Consider the following 24,727-nt stretch of genomic DNA (forward strand, 5'->3'; position numbering starts at 1 on the left):
TGTTAACGAGTATCTCACTTAAGGATGGTGTCTTCCCATGATGAATACGAATAGTCAAATTGAGAAGTATCTGGAACGCATCGGTTTTCATGGTTCGCTCGACGGCAGCGCAAAGACATTAGCTGATCTGCAGGAACGCCATCTGCACACGGTTCCCTATGAGAATTTGGACATTCTCGAAGGGAGAGCGTTATCGCTTGATCCGCAGGATCTGTATCAKAAGATTGTTATACGCCAGCGTGGCGGGTATTGTTTTGAAACCAACGCCTTGTTCGGTTGGCTGCTTCGTGAACTTGGCTATACGGTGACGGATTTGGTTTCCAGATTTTGGCGTGATGAGCCGAACTTGCCGCCCAAAAGGCGTCATCATGTCTTAAAGGTAGAAGCCGAAGGCGCCCACTACCTCTGTGATGTTGGAGTTGGCGGGATTGTCCCTCGCAGACCTCTTTCTTTCATCGAAGGCCTTGTCCAGCAACAAGGGGATGAGAACTACCGCCTCGAGAGAGACCCCTATGATGGTTGGGTGCTTTGTGAACAGAAACATAAGGTATGGCAACGCATCTACTCTTTCACAGAGGAGCCTCAGCTGCCGAAAGACTATTTATTTGCGAGTTTCTGGTGTGAAAAGTCCCCAGATTCAGTTTTCAACAAATCCCCGATTGTTGCGATACGTACGCCCGAGGGACGGCATACACTTGCTGACAAGGAGTTCCGAATATTCAGCGCTACAGACGTAAGAACCTACACTCCTGAGACAGATGAAGGGTATAAAGAAGCGTTGTTAACGTATTTCGGCATTCGTCTTAGCTAATAGAAGCGTGTGAGAAGGCAGCTGACCTCGTGGGTTGGTTGCCTTTTTGGACTATTATGGAAAGAACAACGAGGGACACTGTAAGGAGGCAAGGAATAGACTCACCCCCTAAAATCGACGAAATTCGACGAATTGTATACAAGTTATTGGATAAGGAGTGAATCACGATGGCGAACAATTACAAACGCTTCATTCATAATCAATTCGAAAAAGCGAAGTCTACCGCATCCGAGTTCATTTCTTCAAGAAGTGTGGAACAAGATGAAGACATGATCGATCTCGACCCGCGTTATGTTGATCAGCTAAAAGATATCGCTATTCTGCAGCATACAACTGTAGAAGCTATCGTTAATGGACTTATTGCACAATACCTGGCAAGCGCCTCTTACGAATTAACTCCCATCTCTGTGGATCAAAAGGAAGCAAATCCGCTGCTGTATTTGGATGGCATTTGCAAACAAGAGGATTAAGGAGGTCTGATCTATGGATAATCAATTGAATGTTCAGGATGCCATTTTTCTGGACGAGACAGCTCTAGCCGCTTTAATGAACCCTAAGGACCCACGATATACCAAAGCACGTTCCATGTTTCTAGATTTGCATGATCTTGAACGTAATTACATGACGACGAATTCCATCGTATTCGATCTTCACGAATGGCTTCGTAATGAATACAGCTATGAGCAGGCGGAATATTTTCTGAAGGCGATTGAAAAAGCCGTAAGTAAAGGCAAGTTGGCAGTTATCTCAAGCGGACCTGAATTCGAGGGGGAATCGCGCAGATTGTTAATGGACAGGCCGGAGCTCCGCTTCTCGCTTAGCGAAGCCCTTACGGCTGTGACCATGTCGTACTACCAGGTGAAACGCATTTTTACATTTAATCGTAATTTCATGATGCTTGCTAATTTGGATAAGGATATTCGGATTATTCCATCCTATCATTTCGGCAACTAAGGCGTAACCGGATTTGCCTGAGCGATAGGCGCAACGCCGGAATGGACAGCAGTTACTTCCATTTGGTCATTGTAAGCTATCACATACCAAGGTTCTGATGCCGATTCTGATTGAACTCCAATGTCAATTTCCCATGGAGATTCATAACTGACGCCGAGGAATTGATTGCCTTGATAAATCGCGATGGCAAAGGGTGGTTTACCTTGTTCATTCGTAAGCTTGGGATAGACGAGAACGGTCTGTTGACCACTAGGAAGAGAACGGTCTAAGACTGGTGTATAGCGGTATTGAATGGGATCTACTCCTGGCTCTACCTTACTTAGAAACCAATCGGATGCAATCAGCCGTTGATAGTAGCCGTCCATAAATGGATTTTCCCCGATGTCGTAGACATAGGTCCCGTTCGTTCGAATCGCTTGAGCTTTGCTGAAATTAAAGTAAGTGATGGCTTTAACTTGAGGAAATAATCGCGGAAGAAGACCATACATGTAACCCAACTGGCTTTCTGCCCAGCTCCAATAAGCTTGGTTAGTCGGCAAATACGTATGAGCAACAGCACCCTCAGAAATCATAATAGGTTTATGGCTATATCGTTTATAAAGAGGAGCGAAGGTATCGATCACGGTACCCTTTAGCTGCTCTTTTTCTGCTGAGATCGGCGTGCTATATAACGAGAAGCCAACCCAATCCACGTAGGCGTCACCTGGATAGTAGCTATCGATCGTATCGGGCGGCCAGAAGTTAGGCGACCACACCATGGCGACATTAGGTGCTTCTTCAGACATAATGTCGTGAATCAGACGGAATTTCTCTATATATTTCTGGGGCTCTCCATGCCATGGCACCCAAGCTCCGTTCATCTCTGAAGCATAACGCAGGAAAATGGGGATGCCGGAGGCTTTGGCTTCACGTGCGAAACGGCGAACATATTCATCATCCTGCACGTCGTCTAAGCCAAACCGCGGTTCCCAACCGATCTGAAGGGCACCGTCAAGTTCCTTTACCCTTTCGGCAGTACGAGCCGGGAAATAAGTGTTGGTATCGGTCTGCACTTTGCGCCAACCAACATAAGACAAATACAGCGCGTGCTTGCGACCGTAGACGTCTTCAATCTTTGTAACATCGTAGCCGACTCTGCGATCTGCCCCGAGCATACCGATATAAACCCCTGATGCAGGCTCATGTTTGGCTAGCGTGGAAGCTGCGGGGATCGCTGATTGGGTTGGTTTAAGGGGTTGAGCAGACTGAACGGATTGAGCTGACATTGGAACGCGGAGATAGAGCTCCATATTCGTTGAAGGGGTTTGTATGTTAAGCCTATTAGGCTTCATCAGTGGCAACGACGGAAGTCCAGCTGTATATACATCGATCCGGTTACGATACGCTGCTGCGGTCTCTGTAAGTCCTGCTTGCTCGGATTTCTTCTCTTGGTTAGCCCAATAGGTTAAGATATCAGGCTGCTTAGCTCGTGAAGAAGGGACAGCGGCAGGCGGATTTTCCAGCATGGCAACTGCATCAAGTGAATTTTGCACGGGCACATTGCTTTCGCTTTCCAGAACGAATTGATATAACGCGATACAGCTCGCCAAGCCGAGAAGGGCTGTAAGTACCCAGACAACTTTATTTCGCATGATACAGGTTCCTCTCAAAGGGGATTCCTCTTAATAGTATGCCCTAACCTGAGAGGCGGTCAATGGGGCATATAAGATGAAAACGAGGTTTTCCCCGCCATCTACATGGCAAATAGGAAACCCTCGTTTATAGTGTCTAGGAATAGCTTATCCTTGTTTGGTTTGAAGACGAATAACATTCCAAGATGCTTTGCCAAGGTTGCTTTTGACGTGTCCATTGTCAAGAACGGATACACCGCCACGATGAGGCGTAACATGATGTGGGTTAGCCTTCGTGTTCACCGCTTTCAGGTCTTCGTGTTCCAGCACGATGTGCTCGCTCAAGCTAACATCGCCGAAGCTGCGGATGTCGAGATCCAGTTCCATAGCTTCTGAGAGATGGCGATTGACAGCAAAGACCGTAATATAACCTTGCTCCTCGTCGTACACGCAAATCGATTCCAGATAAGGGACATCTGTATAATCTTTGGAATCATATTTGGGTGAAGAATTGACGGTATGAAGGACAGTTCCTCGTCCATAGATGGAAGCATGAAGGAATGGATAGTAAGTCGTTTGCAGCCATAGCGGACCGCCAGTCTCTGTCGTAATTGGTGCGATAACGTTAATCAATTGCGCCATGCAAGCCATTTTGACACGATCAGCATGCTTAAGTAACGTAATAAGGAAACAGCCAACGGCCAGTGCATCTTCATGGGTATACACATCTTCAAATTCGGGTGGAGCAATCTGCCAACGCTCTTCCGCGCGACTTGATCCAATCGTATGCCAGACATTCCATTCATCTAAGGAGAGCATGAGTTTTTTCTTACTGCGCTTCTTGGCTTTCACATAATCACAAATGGCTGCGACACTGCTAATAAACTGATCTAAATTCAGTGATGTGGCAAGGAAATTGGCTGTATCGTTGCTATTATTATTGTAATAAGCATGCAGCGATAGATAGTCAACATTGTCATAACTCAAATCCAGAACGGTAGCTTCCCAATCGGCAAACGTACTCATACCGCTTGATGAGCTGCCACATGCCACTAACTCGATGGTAGGATCTACCCAGCGCATCACTTTGGCGGTTTCATTCGCGAGGCGACCATACTCCACAGCAGTCTTCGTGCCGATCTGCCAAGGTCCATCCATTTCGTTGCCCAGGCACCAGGTTTTGAAGCGATGAGGTTCCTTATAGCCATGTGAAATACGTAGATCACTATAGTAAGAGCCTGAAGGATGATTGCAATACTCGATCAGATTTCTGGCATCGTCGATGCCGCGTGTGCCGAGATTAACCGCCATCATAACCTCTGAACCAACTAACTTCGCCCAATCAGCGAATTCATTCGTACCGACTTCATTCGTCTCTGTAGTCCACCAAGCAAGCTCTAGCAATCGCTTACGGTCTTTCTTAGGTCCGACGCCATCCTCCCAATTGTAACCAGAAACAAAGTTGCCGCCTGGATAGCGAATAATCGGAACTTGCAGCGTGCGGATAGCTTCAATCGCATCTTGTCGGAAGCCATTCGCATCCGCAGTTGGGTGATCTGGTTCGTAGATACCACCATAAACAGCCCGTCCCAAGTGTTCGATAAAGGATCCATATAGACGAGGGTCAATTTGAGCTAGAACAAAATTTTTGTCGATAAGCATTTGTGAACGTAAAGACATGATCGCTCGCTCCTTATATTAAGAATTAGCCTATTGACGAATTCATAACTTATTGATTTCATCTTTATTATGTACGATAATAGAGATAATCTTCAATAACTATTTTATAGGATTAACAAAATTGCATATTCTAAGGGTGTGAACCGATGTATCTAAAGACGGATGCTGCGTCGCTTCAGGTGTATGAAGCATTGGCGAGTGAAGTTCGCCTGAAAATCATAGATAAATTATTCATCAAGGAAATGCATATTAAGGAACTTGCTGCCGAGCTTTATCTCAGTAATGCAATTGTCAGCAGCCATGTGAACAAACTCGAACAAGCCGGACTCGTTGGGAGCAAGATGAGGCGAGTTAACGGCGGTACCTACAAATATTGCTATGTGAACACGTCCTATTTGCAAATCAAGCTATCGCCAGAAAGAACCTCCTTGCACAAATGTAAGGAAGTGTCTGTCCCTATTGGTCATTACACCGATTATGAAGCATGGCCGACATGTGGACTGGCGACTACCGAGAAGATGATTGGCCACTATGATAATCCGACCTATTTTATGGATCCGGAGAGGGTAGATGCAGGTATTCTCTGGTTTGCGAAGGGATTTGTCGAGTATAAAGTACCCAATTATTTGTTAAAAGATGACAGTTTAAAAGAGATCGAAATTTCGTTGGAAATTGGATCGGAAGCTCCTCAAGTGAATGAAAACTGGCCCTCCGATATTTGTTTTACGCTCAGTAATACGGTGCTGGGCAGATGGACTAGTCCAGGTGATTATGGGGAAACGAGGGGGAAGCTAACGCCAGAGTGGTGGCACTCCGACGTGAATCAGTACGGGCTGCTGAAGATTCTTCGCATTACGGAAAGTGGCACGTATATGGATGGTCAGCGCCTTTCGGATATCAGCATCACGGACCTGCGAATTGATCCGAAGTACTGGGTATTTCGAATTAGCGCGGAGGATACGAAACGTGGGCGCGGTGGTTTAACACTTTATGGTAAGGGATTTGGGAATTACGATCAGGATATTTGGATGAGATGTTTTTATGGGTGAAGTTTGTGACGCGGTTCCTGCTCGGGGGATCGTGTTTTTTTGTATGCAAAAGACGGAATGTTATTGGAAAAAAAAGGTATTGTTCTATGACTATGTGAGATAAAATAAGATGGTATATATGGTTTTACCTGAGGAGGGATTGCGTGCATTGGTCGCGTAAAGAGTTGAAGAGTCGAGCKAAACAAGTACTGCGAACAACGTATTGGAAAGCATTTCTGGTCAGCTTGCTGCTAGCCGTCGTTGGTGGCGGGGTTCCGAGTTGCAATTGGAATTCAAACAGTGGCTCGTCATCGTCCTTTAACTTAGGTAACTTAGATCTAGGCATGGGAGATATCTMGAATGGTGTAGGTGCACTTATTCTAGCTTTCATCGTGATCGTTGCGATTGTAGCTGGCTTGGCAGCACTTGCATTCAGTATCTTCGTGTTGAATCCGTTCAAGGTGAATGCGCAGCAATATTTTAAACAAGCCTCTCAAGGCGATGTCGACATGCACTATCTGCTTTACGCTTTTGGCAAAGGGAGATATATAGGCACGGTTGTTAGCATGTTTTGGAGTGCTTTGCTTAATTTCTTATGGTATTTATTGCTCATCATTCCAGGCATTGTGAAGTCCTATGCCTATAGCATGGTTCCGTATATCCTCGGTGACAATCCAACAATTGGTCGTAAAAGAGCCGTTCAACTTAGCAACCAGATGACACGAGGCCATAAATGGCGGATGTTTGTTCTGGATCTATCGTTTATTGGGTGGTTCCTTCTCGGTGCCTTAGCACTTGGCGTAGGCGTATTATTCGTATTACCGTATTATAATTCTACGAAAGCAGAGTTATATGTGGTATTGCGTCAACAGGCATTATATGATGGACGGAGTACCCCTGAGGAATTAAATTTACCCCTTTCATAAGGAGCTGATTGTTGTGTCTGTCCAAATAGAGGTGAGTAGGGCACGTGTAACCACGACTACGTCCAAGCATTCGATCACGATGATCATGGGCATGTGGCTTATCATTGGTTTGTTTATTGATGGTTTTGCCCATAACCATGGTGCTGTAGAAACTTTTTTTACACCGTGGCACGCGATTCTGTACTCTGGCTATTTGGCTTGTGCGGTGTGGATCTTTATGATGATTCGTTCGAACAAAATCAGGACGCAATCAACCTCTTGGTTCACGGCAATTCCCGTCGGTTACAAACTTGGTGTTGCTGGTGTCATTCTCTTCTTTGTAGGTGGGCTTGGTGATATGTACTGGCATACGGTGTTTGGGATTGAAAAAAATATCGAAGCCCTGCTTAGCCCCACGCATCTTCTGCTGCTTTCGGGTGCTTTAATGATTCTGACAAGTCCCTATCGTGCGATCAGCGCTGCTGAAAAGGGGACTGCACCTACATTTCGCCAATTGTTACCGGCGTTAACTTCGATAGGGCTAACCTTTACGGTGTTCGCCTTCTTCCTTATGTACGCATGGTCGTTCCGACAGAATCTATGGATGGCTAGAGGCGAGGATGCTATTGGAAGAGCTGTGGTGGATTTCCTCATTACGACGATGATTCTTGTGATTCCATTGATGTTTGTTCTGCGCAGATGGAAACTGCCGTTCGGTACAGTTACTTTCTTTTTTCTATTTGAATCGATATTCCTAGCTGTGCTGGACGGATTTAGAGACTCTAGCTCGATAATCATATTGCTCATAAGCGGTGTGATCGGTGATGTGTTATTTCGAGAAATTAAAGAGCGGGACGCTGCAGATTGGCGGTATAAAGCTGTCTTCTTTGTACTGCCTGTCTTGATCTGGGGGCTATATTTCGCACATTTGAAATTATTTGAAACGTTGAACTGGTCCCCAGAGCTCTGGGGTGGCTCGATCTTCCTGTGTGCACTGTCCTCGTTGGGATTAAGTATTCTTGCCGCACCAGTTTCATCCGACTCAAGCAAATGAGATTAAAGACATGGCCATTAACTTGCTTAGTTGTACTCCTATCCGCTTGCGGTTCGTCAGCCACCACGACGATTGATATGTCCGATATGTCGAGCATGTCGGGTATGACGATGTCATCGTCGTCCGTTACACATCAACATACGAGCGATGCGATTGCTCATTTTTCGGTGGATTCACCGAATTATTTACCGAAAGAGTTATCCTACATCACGATTCTGGTTCAAAATAAATGGAATCGCCCCATCGAGAAGTTCGAAGTGATGCACGAGAAACTTATGCACCTTATTGTGGTTAGCAAGGATTTATCCTACTTCGAACACTTGCATCCAACCTATGCAGGCGCTGGGCGATTTGATGTCCAAACGTCGTTCCCAGCAGGCGGCTATTATCAGCTTATTGCTGATTTCACGCCAACGGGCTTAGGAGAAAGTGTGCAGTCCCATTGGTTAGCCATTAACGGGAAAGCTCCGAAGGCTGTTAAGTTGCAGCCGGATAAAAGCCTAACGAAACAGGTCGGCGACAAGGAAGTCACTCTAGCCTTCGATCATCTGATGGCGGGCATGACGCTGGACATGGTGTTCACGTTCAAGCAGGGAGCTGCCAAAACACCTGTAACGAATCTGCAGCCATATCTTGGGAGTATTGGGCATGTTGTTGCCATTAGTGAGGATGGGAACGATTTTGTCCATGTGCATCCGGCTGACCCAACAGCGACTTCGGGGCCAACCGCGGCGTTCAAAGTTGTATTTCCTTCCAAAGGGATCTACAAAATTTGGGGCGAGTTTCAGCAAAATAACGAAGTTTTCATCGTTCCTTACGTGATCAATGTAAATTTGTAATATAAAAGAAATATAGTAGACATCTGCCATACATGTAAGTCGGTTATAATAAAAGACGACCCCCTTTTAAAATATAAATCTTTAGACCCGCAGCCCGTTGCTGTGGGTCTCTTTTTGTCCATCTATGGTGTACAATAGAATGCATACATCGAATAGGAGTGAGACGAATGACTGCAGGCGTGAATGAGCAGGAGCTTTTACAATTCATCATCAGCAAGACGAAGGCAGATCCGAAGCAAATTGAGTTAGTTTTGAAACATGAGAAAGCCTATATTGCCAAAGCGGAACAAGGCTCGAAAGGTGCTGTAGATATCGACAGCGATGATCTGATTGATCATATTCTAGGCCGTCCAGACATGAAGCTAAGTGAACTTGCAGTGKATACGATTCTGGAAGCCGAGATGGAGTACTTGATGAAAAATGGCATGGCCGGCTACATCGACTAATTTATGAAATGAGGACCCTCACGTAGAGAATATCTATGTGGGGGTCTTTTTGATTTGGTGGCAACGCTAATGCGAAATAGCTGGAAAATATCCAGTTAAATTCTGCGGATTTCAAGCTTTTAAAGGAATAAATTAGTTAAACGTGCTTGTGGGTGGGGAAAGTATGAAAGGAGTAGCTTGTTGGAGTAGGAGGTGGATGGGGAGGTGGAAAGTGATGAAATTTGGGGGGGAGTGAGAAAGGGGAAGTATTAATGAGTAAGAAGTGAGTAATGAGTAAGAGTAATGAAGTAATGAGTAATGTGAAGAGTGAGTAAAAAGTGAGGTTAGTGCCATTAGATAAAACATTAGATTAACTTAAAAGTTAATTGAATAACATGTATTGACTTTGTTTTCGGGCGATTGCATAATAAGTTTAGGAATTATTACGTTATTTAGTTAACTTATATATTATCTAATTGGAGGTTTTCCTTTACAATGAGCAATCAACCGAGAGCTGAATATCCTAGACCGCAATTTGTACGAGATAGCTGGATTAACTTGAATGGAGAATGGCAGTTCGAGTTCGATGATGCTTCCGTAGGAACGAAACAAAAATGGCATAAAGGTGAAAAAGTGTTCTCGCAGACGATTCAAGTGCCGTTTGCTTTTCAAAGTCAATTGAGCGGGATTGGCAGTAATGAATTCCACGATATCGTTTGGTACCGCCGCGAGCTCGAAATTCCGCAGTCGTTTGCCGGTAAACGAATTCTGCTTCATTTTGGTGCGGTGGATTACCTAGCATCGGTTTGGGTGAACGGTATTCTAGTAGCGACTCACGAAGGCGGTCATACGCCATTCCATGCGGATATTACGGAAGCGCTTCAAGCGGGCACGAATATGCTTGTTGTGAAGGCTGTGGATTTTAGCAAAGACGTAACACTCCCTAGAGGAAAGCAGTATTGGAAAGCGGATTCCGCAAGTATTTTCTATACGAGAACTACAGGGATATGGCAAACGGTTTGGATGGAGGCAGTTTCTGAGAACGCCTACTTAGATAAGGTGAAGATGACGCCAGATATTGATGCCAAGCAGATCGAAATCAGCTACGCAATCGAAGGGATCGATGCACATTCGACATCCAAGTACCAGTTGAAGGTGGCTATATCTTTTAAAGGCGAGCTAGTTTCAGAAGATGTGTATGGGATTAGAAGCGGGACAGGTGCACGGAAGATACGTTTGAATGATTTTAATGATCATGGGCTTGGCGGATGGTGGACACCAGAGAAACCGAACTTATACGATGTTACTTTTACGCTGCTTGTCGATAATGAGGTTGAGGATGTTGTAGGAAGTTACTTTGGTATGCGCAAGGTTTCGATCGAGGATGGCAAATTGTGCTTGAATAATCGTCCTTATTTCCTGAAAATGGTGCTGGATCAAGGCTACTTCCCAGATGGAAACTTAACACCGCCGAGCGACGATGCGATCAAACAAGATGTTGAGCTTACCAAAGCGATGGGGTTCAATGGGGCTCGGAAGCATCAGAAGCTGGAGGATCCAAGATTCCTCTACTGGTGCGATGTGCTTGGGCTTGTAGTTTGGAGTGAAGCTGCAAATGCCTATGAGTATTCGGATAAATACGTAGGTCAATTTACGAAAGAATGGATCGCTTCGATGGAGCGGGATTACAATCACCCATCCATTATTGCTTGGGTACCGCTCAATGAAAGCTGGGGTGTCCCGAACATTCAAATCGATAAACTGCAGCAGCAGCATGCTTTAACGATGTATCATTTGAGCAAATCGTTGGATCCGATGCGCCCTGTTATCTCGAATGATGGATGGGAGCTGGTGACGACCGATTTATTCGCCATTCATGACTATGAGTGGAGGGAAGAGGTTCTGAGCGAGCGTTACAGCTCCAAGGAAAAGGCCGTTCATGCGATGCCGGCGAATCGACGTTTGTTTGTAGAAGGGTTCCCTTATCAAGGTCAGCCGATCCTGGTAACCGAATTTGGCGGAATTGCTTACAAGAAGAGTGAATGGGAAGGCTGGGGCTACTCCGGTGCAGATAATGACGAAGATTATGAGCAAAAGCTGCGTGCCGTCATTCGTCCACTGTTGAACTCAGGCGTTGTGCAAGGCTACTGTTATACGCAATTGACGGATGTTGAACAGGAAATCAATGGGTTGCTAACCTATGATCGCAAGCCGAAAATCCCTGTGGAGATCATCAAAGCGATTAATGATCGTAATTAATTAAACAAAGCCGAGGCTATTGCTGCCTCGGTTTTGTTTGCCATATAATGTATGTCCAGATTCCAAGGCAGACTCTGCGTCTGCCTAACCAAGTAAAATATTGAGCCTGTGCCTACGCTCAAAAAAAACGCCGTCCCTCCAGTACGGAGCGGACGACGTTTGTGGTAGTTACCCTTTGACAGCGCCAATCATGACGCCTTTCACGAAATATTTTTGAACGAAAGGATAGAGGATCAGGATTGGTACAGAGGCAACCATGATGGTGGCATACTTGATCGTTTCTCCGATCTGAAACTGATCAGCCTGATTCGCACCAGCGGACATCATCTCGGTGTTATTCGCGATCAAAATTTCCCTGAGCGTGAGCTGCAGTGGATACAGATCACGATCTTTGAGGAAGATGGAAGCGTAGAACCAGCCGTTCCACTTCTCAACCGCATAATACAAGATCATAACGGCGATTACGGGCATGGAGAGCGGGATAATGATTTTAAATAAGATGGTGAAATGATTGGCTCCGTCCATTTTGGCCGACTCTTCAAGGCTTTCTGGAACCGCCATAAAGGCTGTACGCATGATGATCAAGTTAAACGTGTTAACCGCGAAAGGTAGAATTGTCGCCCATAAGGAGTCGATTAAGCCAACGCCTTTCACAACGAGATACATTGGAATAAGTCCGCCGCTGAAAAACATCGTGAGAACAACAATGAACATAAATACGTTGTTCCACATCACATTTTTTCGAGAGAGTACATAGGCGCCTAAAGCTGTGACAATCAAGTTAGTGCAAACACCAAACACAAGGATAAACAACGTATTCCGGTATCCTCTTAGAATAGCAGGATTTTTAAACACACTGTTGTAAGCTTCTAAGCTAAAACCAAGCGGTCGATACAAGAAGCCTTTATGCGTAAGGAGTTGAGCGCCGTCGCTGATGGAAGAGAAGGCAACATAGATGAGCGGATATAAGGTTAACAAGACTAATACAAGTAAAAGAATATGGTTAATGGTGATGAATGCTCTGTCTGAAAAACTGATTTTCATCCTAGTTCCTCCTTCTTACCATAAGCTGTTTTCGCTGAATCGTTTACTTAGTTTATTGGCTGTAATGAGCAGCGCTAAATTGATGACGGAATTGAATAGACCAACCGAGGCAGAGAAGCTCCAACCAAATTCGAGCAAACCTTTCCGATACACGAAGGAGGAGATGACATCGGCTGTATCGTAGGTGCTTGGATTATAGAGCAGGATGATTTTCTCGAAGCCGACGTTTAATAAATTCCCCATACGAAGAATGAACATAATCGAAATGGTTGGGAGAATGCCTGGTAAGGTGATATGCCAAATCGACTTGAGTCGGGAGGCGCCATCCATTTTGGCCGCTTCGTACTGCTCCTGATCGATGCTCATTAGCGCAGCTAGATAAATGATTGACTCCCAGCCGATTTTTTGCCAAATTTCCGATAAGATATATATGGTTCGAAACAGCTCCGGCTTTTGCAGCATCGCTGTATCATTCACACCAAAATGAGTCAGAAACGTATTCACTAAGCCTCCATTGTTGGTAAAATCTTTAATCATTCCCGCGATGACGATCAGTGAGATAAAGTACGGCATATAAGTAACCGTTTGCACAAAGCGCTGAAACTTCTTGTTCGTCAATTCGTTGATCAAAATTGCCAGAATAATGGGGGCAGGGAATTCAAAACAAATGGAATAGGTAGAAATTAAGATCGTATTTTTGAGGATACGCCAGAAGTAGTAGCTGGTAAAGAAATCATGGAAGTTTTGAAATCCAATCCAGGGACTTCCTAGAATCCCTTTGATCGGGCTGTACTCTTTGAAAGCAATGATGGCTCCATACATCGGCGCATAATGGAAAGTAAAGTAGTAAGCCAGAACGGGAACCATCATCAAGTATAAATATTTATTTAAAAGAAAATCGCGTTTAAAGCGAACGGGAAAGCTAGCCTCCGCTGGTTTACGCATAATATCTCTCCTTTCGCCGCAGAAATTAAAGGCATGGAGGGAGGAGGTGTTACTCCCCGCCCCCCATGGAACACATTATCTTTTGTTGTAACGATMCAGGGAAGCTTTCTTAATTTCAATCGCGCGGCTTAATTTAACATTATTGAATTTCTCTACATACTTCTCGAAGCTGTCGACAGGCTCTGTTCCCAAAATGATTTTCAACGTCATCTCATCCACAAGTGTGTTAAGATCTGTCATGATTTTAGCAAGCTCTGTGCTTTCTTCTGGTGTAGCTGTGATAGGTGGCAATTTGTGCTTATCTACATTAGTTTTGGACCAGGTGGATACCGCATCACGTTGTGTTTGCATAGCCAAATATTGCTCAATGTAACGTTTGTCTTGAACAAATGGACCGTTGTAGTTACCGCGGATATACAGGGACAATGCTTGTGCAGGAGCCAGTTTATCCGGATTGTTCATTACTAAATCCGTGTACTTCGGATAGTTGTTTTCCATTTTGTAGGAAGTACCTTCAGTTCCGAAATTGAAATACATATGACCTGCTTCGGAGTAGCCATAGTCGAGCATCTTAGCTGCCAATTCGATATTTTTGGAGGAAGCTGTAATCGCAACAGATCCACCTGGCGCATTCGCAGGGTCTTTTTGACCGTAGAATGGAACGTCGCCTTTCTTGAGTACAGGATATGGAGCGCCAATGAGTACGCCTTTAGGGTCTTTAGCAGTAATGAGTGGCTGCCATTTGCCGATACCGCCGCCTGCATTTTGAACAGTTACACCAGTCGCACCAGAAGCGATGTTCGCATCCAAAGCTTTGCCGTCAGCTGTTGCAAAGTTTTTGTCAATTAAACCTTCTGCATACCATTTGTGAAAGGTTGCCAGATAGTCTTTGAAACCTTTTTCAGCTGGACCGAATTTAATAGCTCCATTATCATCAATATAGAAATCACGAACGACATTGAAAGCTTCAGCAAAGGCACCGTTGCCTGATTCTTGGAAAGGTCTAGGAACACTGACGACGGAGAAAGGTGCTGTTGCGCCTTTTTTCTCTTTGAATGCCTTGAGCGTTGTGTACCAATCGTCGATGGTTTCTGGAACAGGAAGTCCAAGCTCATCTAACCAATCTTTTCGAACAATTGGTCCTTGGAAGACACGCAGATAATCGTCGCCGCGGATGAATGGGAATACGTAGTAGCTGCCATTATCTGTTTTCACTTGTTTATCTACATCTGGATGCTCTTTCAGATATTTCTTCAAATTCGGGGCAAATTTATCGATCGTATCATTCAATTTTAAGATATATCCGTCTTTAATGGCTTTTTCAGGCCCACCTGGGAAATCTCCTTGCCAGTTATATTCGATCATATCCGGCAGATCACCAGTTGCTAACAAGACGTTAAGTGATTGTGTCGTTTGGTTCGTTGGCGGTGCAGTGAATTTTAAAGGTACACCCGTGACTTTTTGCCAATTCTGAAAGAAAGGAATGTCGGCATGCGTAGCTTTTACCCCAGTTACGTTACCTGGCAGTTCACCCCAATAGGTTAAGGTTTTGTCCGATTTGAGAGGATAAGTAACAGCTGCTCCACTTGGCGTTGTTGTCGTAGCCGTTGATGCACCGGGGGAAGCTGCTGGACTTGGACTGCTTGTGCTTGTTGATGAATTAGATGAACAGGCAACAACTAAGCTTCCCATTAAAGATGTGGTAATCAACATGGTGAACATCTTTTTACTGTTTCTTTTCATGAAATGACCTCCTAAATTTTTTTCGCCAGAAAAACTGGCTTCGAAAGGGGTGCTGAGTTTTTCGCCTGAAAATAAGGCTGGCTCGTGAGACTGACTAAAGAACTCGCCTCAAATGCTGGCTTTTGGAAGTCTAGCAACAAGGTGTCTGTGCTATCCTAACTATATGACAGCGCTTACAAAATAAATATCTTTAAAATCTCCAAATGCATATCGATAATTACTGAAATGCTCTACAAAATATCCAATTCCTTCGTGAAAATAGACAATTTGGGGTGATTTCTCTCATTTTTGAGGATGAAACAAGCCAATTAAAAGCAAAAGGGGCAGCTTGCAGCCACCCCTCAATGCCTTATTTTTCAAGCATTTCCTTATATTTTCCTGGTGTAATACCTTCTACTTTTTTGAATACACGGATAAAAGCGTTAATATCATTGAAGCCTACTCCGTAAGCTGCATCCCCAACGGATTGTTCATTCCCTTTGAGTAGCTGTTTAGACTTCTCAACCCTCACTTTATTAATCCGATCAAGCAATCCTTCGCCAACGTAGTCCTTGAAAAGCTTTGATAAATAAGTGGCTTTCCGATCAAAATGATTGCCGATCATCGTCACATTCAAATTGACATCGGTATAATTATGCTCAATGTACGAATTAACTTGCTCGACAAGCTGCTGCAGCGCTTTCTGTTTGGTCAGCGAGTTCGCATGCACGCGTTTGGCTGCTGTAAAAGCGCAGATTTGAGCGAACATGTCCCCTATCTGCAGTTCCATATCTTGCACGGTTTTGGTGTTCAGCAGACGATCAAGCTGCTTAGGATTGCGGATGAAGAAGCTTTCCTGGATGCCTCCGGTATCGTTAATGCTTTTCATGATCGTGGTGACAATACCTAGCATAAGACATTTGGTCAGGGAAACGGAAATGCCAGCGCCTTCGAAGTTTTTCTGGATAATCTCACTAAGTAATTGTCTTGCTTCTGTAAGTTCCCCGAATTTCAAAGCATTAAGCAGCTGCTGTTCGACCTGCATGGGATAATAATAGCCAGTAGGATTATCACAATGTGTAGGTGTATGGAGGTCATTGTAAGCAAGGATTTCGTGACMACCCATGACAAGTTTGTAAGTCATTGCGTCGAGCGCCTCCAAGAATGCTTGCGGCACAGATGCGATGTGCGGATAAATGCTACTGATCGCAATCGTCAGATGAATATCGTAAGTGGAAGCAAGGAACGTTTGCGCCTCATCTGCGATTCGAATTAATTCTTCTTTGGAGCTCTCGCCATAGTCCACCGACAAATTGACTAAACAGGCCAGCGTATCATCAATTTCGGCAGCATAGCCGCGGTGGCGTTGCGCTACTAATTCCTCCACCACATTGCTTACAATGAATCGAAGCAGTTTCCACTTCTCTTCATCTGATGTGTGCGTAATTCGTTCAAAAAAAGCCTCACTTTTATCGACAACGAATAGCATGACAGCAAATTCTTTACGGTCCAGCTTCATATCGAATGTAGTTAGCGCCTCGGCAATAGGTATTTTCCCATCAAGCTTGCCCCGCAATAACTTTTCTACGAAATGAGACCGAACGATATGTCGAGACTGCTCGACTTTGCTTTTGAAATCAGYCATCTCGATTAACGTACTGTCCAAGGCTTCTTGAATGAAGAGAAATTCATTGTACTTTTTACCGGAATCCGGAATTTGTTTCTTAGAAAACGCATGAACCAAACGACGAACAGGATTGTAATTTCTACGTAAGAAAAAGAAGGTTAAAATTCCGCCGCCCAGTAGACTGATCAGCATGCTTAAATAGGTCAAATTACGAACATGCGAGGCCTTTTGCCAATACGTTTGACTAGGCACGATGGAGATGTATTTTAGCTTGGAGCGCGGCGATTGAATAGTAAAGACTTCATATTCCTCACCATCATTGCTTTTAAAATAAAAGTTCTTCCCATTATCCAAGTCCCCATAAGGAAAATCGACAGGCATCGTACTGGAGGAGTTAGCAGCGAGAACTTGATTCTGTTCATTGAGTATGAGCACATGACCATTATTGAAGATCTCCATGTTCTGAATGGCGCCGAGAATACGCATTTGATCAACCATGATCACATTGGTGGCAGTAGGCTGATCGTGTTCCATTGGATATGTACTCACATAGGCGACTGTTTTCCGTAAGATATTATCGTCACCAATACGATACATAGGGATAAATCCTTTGAAATTGCTGCGCGTCATAATCGATTGCCAGGAAGTGAAGGGGAAATTATCGCTCATATGCAGGGTTTGGTAGGCAAAAGTGCTTGATCGAACAGTGGTTGGTAATATGACAGATTGATCTTTATTGAAATAAATATAAAAATTATCAATTAAGGGATAAGAGGTTTTGTAAATAGATAAGCTCTTTGCAATCTGATACATATCATAGGGTTTATCTTTGGGGAAGGTTTCATATTTGTTGGAATAGAGCATCTCTTGAATGTTCACATTCCATGTGATCTCAAAATTGAGCTGTTCCATGGCTTTGAATTGGTTGTCCATTACTTCCCGGACTTGCTTCAGCAAGGAGTCATTCGCTTGTTGAATTTCTTCCTTCAGTGTTCGGTTGGATTCCACATACAATAATAAGCCAACCACTACGGGGAGCAGCAGAATGACGATATAGGAGATTAACCACGTTAAGACGATGCTCTGTCCATTAAAAATGATTTTATTTMGCATAGGCAGGGCCTCCTGACATTGAGTCATTCGATTGAAGTTTTGTGAACAATGAATGCGCTCTCATTCTATTGTATTTCCTTTCCTCCGTCTACGTCAACGAGGGAAAGGAGCTTTTTTAGGTGGTTTATTCTAGGGTTTTAAAACGCTGCTTGCCAAAGAAAAAATAAAATAAAAATGAAATCACCGAATACACGACGGCTGTGATGCAAAAGGCGTACGCATATCCGAAATAACTGCCATAACGGAAGACGAGGCCTGTACTAATTGGAGAAGCGATAAACCAACCGAGGTTGAATACCGCCTCGCCGGAACTTGAGGCAAGCCCGCGAAGCGAACGATGGACATAGCTCATTTTGATCGAATTATAAAAAGGATTGGCCGCATTCATTAGTGCTTGGCGGAATAGATAGCCACCGGACGATAAATAAAGGTTAGCTGAAAAAGCGGTGATGAGCAGAAAAGGAATCGAACTCAACTGCAGATAGACGACTGATTTCACTTCACCATAACGTTTGGCTATCATGGGCCCAATTAAGAAGGCTACGCCAGTAGCTGCTTGTCCTAAGGCAACGATGATACCAATTGCGGATTTCGATGCCTCAAAGCGATCTTCAAAATACACATTGAGATAGGGAACAATCATCCCCCCACCAAGTGAGGAGAGTAATCCAAGTAAACAGAAGATGGCGATGACTTGAATAGACGTTTTGTGCTCACGCCAAGTGGCTTTCCAGCTCAACGATTCACGGTGCTGTGTATTTTCTTCTTTCTCGAGATCACTTTTTTCAAAAAGTGACATGGGAATGACACCTAGTGCTGCGATGGCAACTCCAATGAGCAAGGTATACCGTAAGCTATGTATTTCATCAAAACCAATTAAGAATTGGAAGAAATCACAAAGCACGCCACCGATTGCAATGCCAATGACATTGGCCAGCATAACCAAAGCCATATTGAGGGAAAAGAGATGAACCCGCTGCTGAGGCGTTGAGTTATTGGCCATGAAAGGCAGAATCGTCGCGGAGACGACGGCTAACGCCATGCCACCTAAGAAAGCAGAAATCAGCATACCTTCATGAAGCTGAATGAGTGATCGTGCGGTCAGTGCGGCAATTGTAAAAATAAGACCGAAAGAAATGACGCGCTTCGGACCGAAGCGATCGTTCATGATGCCCGCCGGGATGAGGATAATGGCTGCGGCCAATGCTGTCATTCCTACGATGCTGCCTACCATCGTTTGCTCGTAGCCCAAGCTTCTTACATAGAGGTTGTACACAAGCCCAAACATGCTAATGCCCAAGTTCCAAACAAAATTAAACCAGAAAAATAGCTTAATATTTCGGCTATAGCCTTCGAGTTGAAGCTTCCATTCACGTAGCAAATTAATCATGCGATATTCCTGCCTTTTGTATTTTGTGTCTAAATTGCAATCGCTTTGTCTATTCTACCACTGGTAAATACATTTGAACACGGGAAACACTTGATATTCGTTCCGATCTGTATAATAATAAGTAGTCTAATCTACGAAGCAGGGAGCACATAATTGAAATGTCTACAACAACGAGTATTGTAACGGAAGAACAGAAACCAGAAGTTGAACAGATTGAGATTTGGAAATGTAAAGCAACAGAATGTAAAGCTTGGGTTCGCAAAGAATTCGTAACGGAAGCTTTACCAACTTGCCCGCTTTGTAAAACACAGATGGTACGCAGCTACAAGCATGTACCGGTAGCAGCTAAAAAAGGAAATAAAAAGTTTCTTGTAGGAAAGAAACGGTTTTAATTGGAATTATTGCAAATTTTCCGCTAAATAATAGGTCAAGATCAAGAGCATCTTCAGCGAGGCGTGAAGAGTGATGCTCTTGGTCTTTTTTTTTGGAAAGAATAGCCCTAGACAAGCATAGCATGGTAACGAGGGGGAGATGCTGTGCTTGGGCCTAAGATAAATGTGAGTGAAGATACAGAAGTCATGTTGAAAGAGTTGCAAGACAGAAAGAAAACATGGGACAATATGAAAAAGAGGCAACCCATTCTATCGATCGCGACAGGGGTCATCTTATTAATCGCCATTTATATGTTATATCAGCAAGTCATCGTTCGTTCGAGCGGTAATGCTATCATGATATTGGATTTACTCATTTCGAATAAACTTTTATGCAGCTTGTTGCTTGTATGTATAACGCTGTTTCTGTATGCCTCTAACCGGTCGCGTGAGACGGAGAAAGCGAAGAGTAAATATGAAGATTTACGTATAGAAGCGATTGAACGTTTGGAGGCTTCCTGGTTGAAAGATGTGAAGTCAGAAGCAAGGGATCAAATTTCGAGCTTCCTTTCCAAGGAACATGATATTAATATAGTCTATAAGAATTGATTTGATAGAGTAGGGGAGCAAGGTATACAGATGAGATATATTTGTCGCTACACAGATGAAGTTAGTCGTATGAAATGGGAAGATGTACAAGTTGGTTACTTGCGTGACGTGGTGTCGGCGGATGCACCGAGACTGGAAACTCGCTTTCGCGCATGCTGGACTGCGGATAGTCTGCACATTCGATACGAATGTGAGGATGATCATGTGGTGTCGACGATGACACGGCGTGACGAGCCTCTCTATGAGGAAGACGTCGTAGAGGTGTTCCTAGATCCATTCKGCGGCGGCACGACCTACTACGAGTTTGAAGTAAGCCCGCGTGGCGTCTTGTTTGATGCATTGATACATAATAGGCTGGATGGTAACAAGGATGTCGATACTTCGTGGATAGCGGAGGGATTTCAAGCAAACGTCATGAAAGGTACTGATGACGGTTGGCTTGTCTATGATGTGCGGATTCCATTCGCGGATTTAGATGAGGCAGGTGTGCCACATGCGGGAGCGGTCTGGCATTGGAATGTTTTCCGTATCGATGATGACCGCGATGGCGTTCGGCATTACTCAGCCTGGTCGCCTACAGGGCTCGTCAATTTCCATGTTCCTCAGCAATTTGGGGAGCTCGTGTTTGTGAAGGAATAGACTCCTGCACATTGAAAAGATACCCTTCGGAACGAATGGCTTCCCACTGTATAGCGCATTAGTCCGAAAATGCCGAATTAATATCACTATTTGCATCCTTTCAATGGTAATAGTCCGAAATAGCCTGACTAAATCGCCCTAACCACCGCTCAGGCGGGGAAAAAGGGGGAATAAGTCGGTGAAATCGGACTATTGGTCTTTTGTAGCAAGGAATTCTCGATTAAGTTCGGAGATATCGGACTAAACAGATTTCTGTGAATACCAAATTCATCACTCACTATCCACCTACTTACCATCCCCCTCCAACAAGCTACTTTCTACCTACTGATCCAATTTCACACTCCAACAAGCTACTCTCTATATAGCAATTCCCTGCCACCTACTCCAACAAACTACTCTCTCCTAGTATTCCCTTGCCACCTACTCAAACAAGCTACTCTCTACCTGCAATTCCCTGCCACCTACTCCAACAAACTACTCCTTCCTAGTATTCCCCTGCCAACCACGCCAACTTGCCACTCTTTTCCTATCAATCCCGCGCAACCCCTCCAACAAGCTATTCTTTACCTATCCTCTAACTACACGTGTAAGTCGAAAAAATCGACTTACAGGCCTTCGAAAGCCAAGCTGCGCTTGTGTAAGTCGAAAAAATCGACTTAGAGATGTCGCAAAACCAAGCTGCGCCTGTGTAAGTCGAAAAAATCGACTTACACGGCCCACCAACGCAACTCACTCCACGCGCAACACTTCGTGTAGTTGCTGCCAAGCCCAATCCAGCTCATCCTTCGTGATGACCAGGGGAGGTGCCAAACGAATGATATGCTCGTGTGTTTCCTTGCACAGCAGGCCTTTATCCTTCAATGCTTCGCAGAATGGGCGAGCCGGGACGGTTAAATCGATCCCAATGAATAAGCCGCGGCCGCGAATCTCCTGAATGAGCGGATTCTTGATTTCCTGAAGCCGCTTCAGGAAATAAGCCCCAAGCGCATCGGAACGCTCCGCGAGCTGTTCCTGCTCCAACACTTCAAGTGCAGCAATCCCGACGGCGCAACCGAGCGGGTTGCCGCCGAACGTCGAGCCGTGCGAGCCCGGCTCGAACACCTCAAGGACCTCACGATCTCCGGCCACAGCCGAGATCGGAAAAACACCGCCGCCAAGTGCTTTGCCCAGCACATACAGGTTCGGCGTGACGCCTTCCCAGTCGCTGGCAAAGCGGCGGCCCGTGCGGCCGAATCCCGTTTGGATTTCGTCCGCGACGAACAATACCTGATTCGCCTTGCAGAGCTCATAGCTTTCCCGCAGGAACCCTTCCTGCGGGATTACAATGCCGGCTTCGCCCTGAATGGGCTCCACGATAAATCCGGCGGTGTTCGGCCCAATCGCCTCCCGCAGCGCATCGACATCGCCGTATGGGATCATCCGGAAGCCTGGCGTGAAAGGCCCGAAGCCTCGTTTGTATTCCGGAGACGAGGAGAAGGAGGTGATGGTCACGGTACGACCGTGGAAATTACCCTCACAGACAATAATCTCCGCATGATTCTCCGGAATGCCTTTCACATCATAGCCCCACCGTCGGACGGCTTTGACAGCTGTTTCAACCGCTTCTGCGCCTGTATTCATAGGTAATATCAGTGGTTTACCCGTATATAGCGCCAATTTCTCATAGAACCGCCCAAGGATTTCGCTATGAAAAGCTCTAGAAGTCAAAGTAACCTTGCCTGCTTGTTCAATTAATGCGTTTATTATATGTGGATGACGATGTCCCTGATTCAGAGCGGAATACGCACTCAGCATGTCCATGTATCGTTGGCCTTCGGGATTTTCAACCCAAACGCCTTCGGCTTTGGAAATCACCAGCGGTAGCGGATTGTAATTACGTGCACCATATTTCTCTGTTTGTTCAATAATCTTCGAGCTTTGCGTTGGCATATAAGTTTTCCTCCTTATAACATATATCAAGGTTGTACTTCATTGTATTCATTATTAGCGTATGATGACTTCCTGAGTATATAATTGAGAAATAGGCGAGGATTTGCAATCTTAGCTACCCAGTGCATATCCTTCACTTTTAAGCTAAAAATAACCATGTTAGTGGACTTATTGCCTTTCAGGTTTGTTCTGATGTTTGGTTAGTTCTGATCTCTGTGTTGTTCAAATGTTCTATTGTTCTAGCTCGTTCTACGTTCAATCAAAGCTTTGGGAATGAAATATGAAGTGAAAAAGGATGGTAGTCGAATGACTTATCGCATCGAGAAAGACTTTTTAGGAGAAAAGCAGGTCCCCTCTCAAGCCTATTATGGCATTCAAACGATGAGAGCAATTGAAAATTTCCCGATTACAGGTGTTACCATTCATGGTGAGCTTATTACTGCGTTGGCGGAAGTGAAGCGGGCAGCGGCACAAGCGAATATGGATACACATATGCTGCCTAAGAAAATTGGTGAAGCCCTAGTTAAAGCTGCAGAAGAAGTAAGCAACGGACAGCTCTTGGGGGAATTTATCGTCGATTCCATTCAAGGCGGTGCTGGTACCTCCATCAATATGAATATGAACGAAGTGCTGGCCAATCGGTCCCTAGAGCTTTTAGGCGAGGAAAAAGGAAGTTACTTCCATTGTAACCCGAATAATCATGTGAACATGTCACAATCGACGAATGATGTGATTCCAACAGCGATCAAAATAGCAGCCTACCGCTTGTCGGAGCAATTAATAGAAGCATTAACTTCCTTACAAAGCGCTTTCGGACGGAAAGAAATTGAATTTGATGATGTGATCAAAATGGGGAGAACCCATCTCCAAGATGCCGTGCCGATCCGAATGGGTCAGGAGTTTGGGGCCTATGCACGTGTACTGTTGCGTGATATCCAACGAATCAAGCAAGCGATGCGCGGACTTCTGATCGTCAATATGGGAGCTACAGCCGTAGGAACAGGGCTTAATGCCAAGCCGGAGTACGTCGAGCGAGTTATGTTTCATTTGAAATCAGCAGTTGGTATTCCAGTTGAAATTTCGGAGCATTTAGTCGACGGCACACAGAATATGGATGCGTACACTGAGCTTTCTGCATCGCTTAAAGTATGTGCGGTGAACCTCTCGAAAATATGCAATGATATCCGCATGATGGCTTCAGGGCCTCGCGCAGGATTAGGGGAACTAAAGCTGCCACCAAGACAGCCAGGTTCGTCGATCATGCCGGGGAAAGTAAATCCGGTCATGCCGGAGGTCGTGAATCAAGTGGCTTTCCAGGTTATAGGCAACGATCATACGATTTGTTTAGCCTGTGAAGCAGGGCAGTTTGAGCTTAATGTGATGGGGCCAGTTCTTGCTTTTAATCTCTTGCAGTCCCTAAAAATATTACGCAATGCGGCAAGTGTATTCGAACGCTTCGCAATTGAAGGCTTGGAAGCGGATCGTGAACGGTGTAAGAATTATGTGGAGCAAAGCTTCGGTATCGTGACAGCCTTAAATCCTCATCTAGGCTACGAGGTTGCCGCACAGCTTGTGAAAGAGGCGGTACGTACAGGCCTCACATTGAAGGAACTCATCTTAGAACGAGGTCTTCTCACACAAGAGGAGATCGAAGAAATTCTGAATCCGATTCAAATGACTACTCCTGGTATCGCAGGTGACAGATTGCTTCGTCCAGCAGACTAGACGTAAATACCCCCGACTCCAAAAAAAGGAGCGGGGGTTATTTGTGCC

21 protein-coding genes are annotated in these 24,727 nt (G+C 44.8%); 13 read left to right on the forward strand and 8 right to left on the reverse strand.

The genetic code is table 11. The features are described 5' to 3' along the window. The first annotated feature begins 40 nt into the window (after positions 1–40). The 3 genes from AC1DLM_RS07980 (at position 41) to AC1DLM_RS07990 (ending at position 1,765) form a co-directional block, all read left to right on the forward strand. Positions 41–811: an arylamine N-acetyltransferase family protein gene (locus AC1DLM_RS07980; protein WP_477569733.1), complete on the forward strand. Its 771-nt coding sequence runs from the start codon at positions 41–43 to the stop codon at positions 809–811. 167 nt (positions 812–978) lie between these two features. Continuing rightward, a complete protein-coding gene (locus AC1DLM_RS07985; protein WP_171633877.1) occupies positions 979–1,281 on the forward strand; it encodes a hypothetical protein in 303 nt (100 codons plus the stop codon). 13 nt (positions 1,282–1,294) lie between these two features. Further along, positions 1,295–1,765 carry a type II toxin-antitoxin system VapC family toxin gene (locus AC1DLM_RS07990; protein ID WP_477569650.1) on the forward strand — a complete coding sequence of 157 codons (471 nt, stop codon included), beginning with the start codon at positions 1,295–1,297 and terminating at the stop codon, positions 1,763–1,765. Here the strand turns inward: AC1DLM_RS07990 and AC1DLM_RS07995 are convergent. Together AC1DLM_RS07995 and arfA are read right to left on the reverse strand one after the other, a co-directional pair. Further along, a complete protein-coding gene (locus AC1DLM_RS07995; protein WP_441987935.1) occupies positions 1,762–3,396 on the reverse strand; it encodes a glycoside hydrolase family 26 protein in 1,635 nt (544 codons plus the stop codon). The two genes, AC1DLM_RS07990 and AC1DLM_RS07995, sit on opposite strands and share 4 nt — an antisense overlap. 147 nt (positions 3,397–3,543) lie before the next feature. After that, positions 3,544–5,055 (reverse strand): arabinosylfuranosidase ArfA, encoded by a 1,512-nt coding sequence (gene arfA, locus AC1DLM_RS08000; protein WP_477569651.1) that lies wholly within the window; start codon positions 5,053–5,055, stop codon positions 3,544–3,546. A gap of 146 nt (positions 5,056–5,201) precedes the next feature. Here arfA and AC1DLM_RS08005 point away from each other — a divergent pair, with 146 nt between their 5' ends. The 6 genes from AC1DLM_RS08005 to AC1DLM_RS08030 all read left to right on the forward strand — a co-directional run bounded on the left by AC1DLM_RS08005 (position 5,202) and on the right by AC1DLM_RS08030 (position 11,565). Then, entirely contained in the window at positions 5,202–6,104 is a 903-nt protein-coding gene (locus AC1DLM_RS08005) for an ArsR/SmtB family transcription factor (protein ID WP_477569652.1), read from the forward strand. Positions 6,105–6,247: 143 nt separating this feature from the next. After that, complete coding sequence (locus AC1DLM_RS08010; protein ID WP_477569653.1) at positions 6,248–7,009, forward strand: DUF975 family protein; 762 nt, start codon at positions 6,248–6,250, stop codon at positions 7,007–7,009. 13 nt (positions 7,010–7,022) lie between these two features. Then, complete coding sequence (locus AC1DLM_RS08015; RefSeq protein WP_441987939.1) at positions 7,023–8,042, forward strand: hypothetical protein; 1,020 nt, start codon at positions 7,023–7,025, stop codon at positions 8,040–8,042. After that, complete coding sequence (locus AC1DLM_RS08020) at positions 8,039–8,881, forward strand: hypothetical protein (RefSeq protein WP_477569654.1); 843 nt, start codon at positions 8,039–8,041, stop codon at positions 8,879–8,881. Before AC1DLM_RS08015 ends, AC1DLM_RS08020 begins: the two co-directional genes overlap by 4 nt. Positions 8,882–9,048: 167 nt before the next feature. Continuing rightward, positions 9,049–9,327: a hypothetical protein gene (locus AC1DLM_RS08025; protein WP_477569655.1), complete on the forward strand. Its 279-nt coding sequence runs from the start codon at positions 9,049–9,051 to the stop codon at positions 9,325–9,327. Between the two features lie 474 nt (positions 9,328–9,801). After that, positions 9,802–11,565, forward strand: a complete 1,764-nt coding sequence (locus AC1DLM_RS08030) for a glycoside hydrolase family 2 protein (protein WP_441987941.1) — start codon at positions 9,802–9,804, stop codon at positions 11,563–11,565. 168 nt (positions 11,566–11,733) lie between these two features. On the opposite strand, the gene AC1DLM_RS08035 is transcribed toward AC1DLM_RS08030, so the two are convergent. The 5 genes from AC1DLM_RS08035 to AC1DLM_RS08055 all read right to left on the reverse strand — a co-directional run bounded on the left by AC1DLM_RS08035 (position 11,734) and on the right by AC1DLM_RS08055 (position 19,406). Continuing rightward, on the reverse strand, positions 11,734–12,609 hold the full coding sequence (locus tag AC1DLM_RS08035) for a carbohydrate ABC transporter permease (RefSeq protein ID WP_441987942.1): 876 nt from the start codon (positions 12,607–12,609) through the stop codon (positions 11,734–11,736). Positions 12,610–12,624: 15 nt separating this feature from the next. After that, positions 12,625–13,554, reverse strand: coding sequence for an ABC transporter permease (locus tag AC1DLM_RS08040; protein WP_441987943.1), 930 nt, complete (start codon positions 13,552–13,554; stop codon positions 12,625–12,627). 75 nt (positions 13,555–13,629) lie between these two features. After that, positions 13,630–15,297, reverse strand: a complete 1,668-nt coding sequence (locus AC1DLM_RS08045) for a type 2 periplasmic-binding domain-containing protein (RefSeq protein WP_477569656.1) — start codon at positions 15,295–15,297, stop codon at positions 13,630–13,632. Positions 15,298–15,646: 349 nt separating this feature from the next. Then, the gene (locus AC1DLM_RS08050; protein ID WP_477569657.1) at positions 15,647–18,016 is read right to left on the reverse strand and encodes a helix-turn-helix domain-containing protein; all 2,370 of its coding nucleotides are present in this window, start codon (positions 18,014–18,016) and stop codon (positions 15,647–15,649) included. Positions 18,017–18,140: 124 nt separating this feature from the next. Next, on the reverse strand, positions 18,141–19,406 hold the full coding sequence (locus AC1DLM_RS08055; RefSeq protein ID WP_477569658.1) for an MFS transporter: 1,266 nt from the start codon (positions 19,404–19,406) through the stop codon (positions 18,141–18,143). Between the two features lie 158 nt (positions 19,407–19,564). On the opposite strand from AC1DLM_RS08055, the gene AC1DLM_RS08060 reads away from it, so the two are divergent. The 3 genes from AC1DLM_RS08060 (at position 19,565) to AC1DLM_RS08070 (ending at position 21,025) form a co-directional block, all read left to right on the forward strand. Further along, complete coding sequence (locus AC1DLM_RS08060; RefSeq protein ID WP_056616791.1) at positions 19,565–19,798, forward strand: cold-inducible protein YdjO-related protein; 234 nt, start codon at positions 19,565–19,567, stop codon at positions 19,796–19,798. A gap of 144 nt (positions 19,799–19,942) precedes the next feature. Next, positions 19,943–20,386 carry a DUF2663 family protein gene (locus AC1DLM_RS08065; RefSeq protein WP_477569659.1) on the forward strand — a complete coding sequence of 148 codons (444 nt, stop codon included), beginning with the start codon at positions 19,943–19,945 and terminating at the stop codon, positions 20,384–20,386. 30 nt (positions 20,387–20,416) lie between these two features. Continuing rightward, positions 20,417–21,025, forward strand: coding sequence for a carbohydrate-binding family 9-like protein (locus tag AC1DLM_RS08070; protein WP_477569660.1), 609 nt, complete (start codon positions 20,417–20,419; stop codon positions 21,023–21,025). A gap of 729 nt (positions 21,026–21,754) precedes the next feature. On the opposite strand, the gene AC1DLM_RS08075 is transcribed toward AC1DLM_RS08070, so the two are convergent. Continuing rightward, on the reverse strand, positions 21,755–22,954 hold the full coding sequence (locus tag AC1DLM_RS08075; protein ID WP_441987949.1) for an ornithine--oxo-acid transaminase: 1,200 nt from the start codon (positions 22,952–22,954) through the stop codon (positions 21,755–21,757). A 306-nt stretch (positions 22,955–23,260) separates the two neighbouring features. On the opposite strand from AC1DLM_RS08075, the gene AC1DLM_RS08080 reads away from it, so the two are divergent. Then, positions 23,261–24,679, forward strand: coding sequence for an aspartate ammonia-lyase (locus AC1DLM_RS08080; RefSeq protein ID WP_477569661.1), 1,419 nt, complete (start codon positions 23,261–23,263; stop codon positions 24,677–24,679). Positions 24,680–24,727 lie beyond the last annotated feature (48 nt).

Source organism: Paenibacillus sp. 01T442 (assembly GCF_056398345.1).